The sequence below is a fragment of the Candidatus Nitrosotalea sp. FS genome (assembly GCF_011319475.1).
Taxonomy (GTDB): domain Archaea; phylum Thermoproteota; class Nitrososphaeria; order Nitrososphaerales; family Nitrosopumilaceae; genus Nitrosotalea.
Window position 1 is genome coordinate 1 of the sequence record NZ_RCMC01000073.1, and the last position, 2,289, is coordinate 2,289.

Annotated in this window: 3 protein-coding genes; 1 reads left to right on the plus strand and 2 read right to left on the minus strand. The window is 38.0% G+C overall.

Annotation, left to right across the window (positions count from 1 at the left end):
- Window positions 1–271: 271 nt before the first annotated feature.
- Entirely contained in the window at window positions 272–700 is a 429-nt protein-coding gene (locus DYY66_RS03085; protein ID WP_166286127.1) for an arsenate reductase ArsC, read from the minus strand.
- Window positions 701–705: 5 nt separating this feature from the next.
- A complete protein-coding gene (gene arsM / locus DYY66_RS03090) occupies window positions 706–1,452 on the minus strand; it encodes an arsenite methyltransferase (RefSeq protein ID WP_309223959.1) in 747 nt (248 codons plus the stop codon).
- A gap of 286 nt (window positions 1,453–1,738) precedes the next feature.
- On the opposite strand from arsM, the gene DYY66_RS03100 reads away from it, so the two are divergent.
- Window positions 1,739–2,119, plus strand: coding sequence for a helix-turn-helix domain-containing protein (locus DYY66_RS03100; protein ID WP_166286129.1), 381 nt, complete (start codon window positions 1,739–1,741; stop codon window positions 2,117–2,119).
- The last annotated feature ends 170 nt before the right edge of the window (window positions 2,120–2,289 follow it).

The following is a 2,289-nucleotide window of genomic DNA, read 5'->3' on the forward strand; positions in this document are numbered from 1 at the left end:
CAGGATTAATCTCTGGAGTGGGTCTTGTTCCAGCACTAATTGGGGCCCATCCCTTTGGAGCATACTTTCTAAAGAAACCTTCTGCTATCTGGCTTCTTCCAGCATNTACACCATGAGTGCAACTGCAACTGCAGGTGCCAAGGCAACAAACCATAATCCAAATGTTCCAACATATTTTGCATCAAGAACTACAGAACCAGTTGCAAACACTACAATAACAAATGTTCCAATTATTTCAGCAAAAAATCTCTTTTGATTAGAGGTAAGTTTGCTAGTTAGATTCAAGAGTTGTGACAAGTTCCTTGACCTTTATTTCAATTTTATCTCTTATCTCACGCACTTGCTCGATTGGTTTTCCCTTGGGATCCTCAATGCCCCAATCTTGAAAATTACCTAAGAATATAGCAGGACATTCTGTTTTGTCCATACAACCCATACTTACGTTTAGAAACGACGCACGAATCAATTCCTCAGACAATTCCTTTGGTCGTTGCTTGCTTATGTCTATCCCAACTTCTTTCATGGCTTGTACTGCAACAGGATTAATCTCTGGAGTAGGTCTTGTTCCAGCACTAACTGGAGCCCATCCCTTTGGAGCATATTTTCTAAAGAAACCTTCTGCTATCTGGCTTCTTCCAGCATTTTCTACACATACAAACAAGACATTTTTTTCAGGTTTTGATTTTCCAAAGAATTTCATAATGTTCACTTTATTGCCCTTATGACAAGACTTGTGATTTTTCTTCCATTTACCTTCTCGCCTTCCATGTACACTCTCTTGTCTAGAATGCTAACGTCATGAAAACCAGCGTTCTTGATACTTTCGATATAATGTTCTTGTGTCAGTGCACCATCTATGCAACTGCACCATTGTTCTTCATTTATCTGGCCTTGCTCAAGTTCTTTATCTGTCACTAGATCAGAAATTACCATTCTGCCACCATTTTTCAATATTCTATGAATCTCTAGGAATGCACTTGTCTTGTCTGAAGTAAGATTAATCACACAGTTACTAATTACTGCATCAACTGTACCATCATCTACTGGAATATTTTTTTCAATGTCACCTTTTCTAAATTCTACGTTACCATAATTGTTGCCGCTTGCATTTGCCCGTGCCTTTTCCAACATTTCGTCAGTCATGTCAATGCCAATTACCTTTCCTGATTTTGATACTTTATTTGCAGACAAGAATGCGTCAATTCCTGCACCCGAGCCAAGATCTACAACAGTTTCACCTTCTCTAAGATTTGCAAACTTTATCGGTGCACCACACCCAACACCCAAAATGGATTCTTGAGGAATTGTTTCCAGTTCTTCTTTCTCATAGCCAATTATCTTTGCAGCATCAATAGGAGAGTCGCTTGTACTACATTCTCCAGGCATACAACAGCAGTCAGAATTGCCAGTCAAGGCAATCTTGCCATATCTTTCTTTTACCTTCTCTTTGATTTNGGAGGTTTGCAAACTTTATTGGTGCACCACACCCAACACCCAAAATAGATTCTTGCGGAATTGTTTCCAGTTCTTTTTGGTCATAGCCGATTATCTTAGCAGCATCAATAGGAGAGTCGCTTGTACTACATTCTCCAGGCATACAGCAGCAGTCTGAATTGCCAGTTAATGCAATCTTGCCATATCTTTCTTTTACCTTCTCTTTGATTTGTCCATCCATGGATTGGTTTACAAAGTAAACCATTTAAGTTGTCAAGGAGAAACAATAACAGTTGGTGTAACAATGGAAACTAAAAGAAAATCACTCCCAATGGTTAAAGACAGTTGCAGTTTTGATGGATATGATGCCTCTTCTCTCATGTCAGAGACATCAAGACTCAGAAAGATAATTACAAAGAGAGGCACACTTGAGATTTTAATTCCCTTGTGTTGCACAACACAACCTGTAAGATACAAACAATTCAAGCAAGCTCTGAAGGGAATCAGCAGTAAGACACTTGCTACAAGATTAAAAGAACTTGAAAAAAGCGGAGTATTGGAAAGATTATCCTATAATGAAATTCCACCAAGAGTAGAATACAAACTTACCAACAAAGGACAAGAACTAGTTGAATCCATGATAGACCTTTTACAATGGATGAAAAAATGGTCAAAATCAAAATAGATATCACATAATCTCAGAAAATCAGCAATACCAATTACAAGAAATTTATTTAAAAATATTTATCGTTACANCCCTGATATGTTTTGCTTCCATCCGTCTTGATCTGATCCCATACAAAGTTCTTCTCCTCTTTTGGATCAAGTTTTGAAACCACTTGGGCAGATATTGGA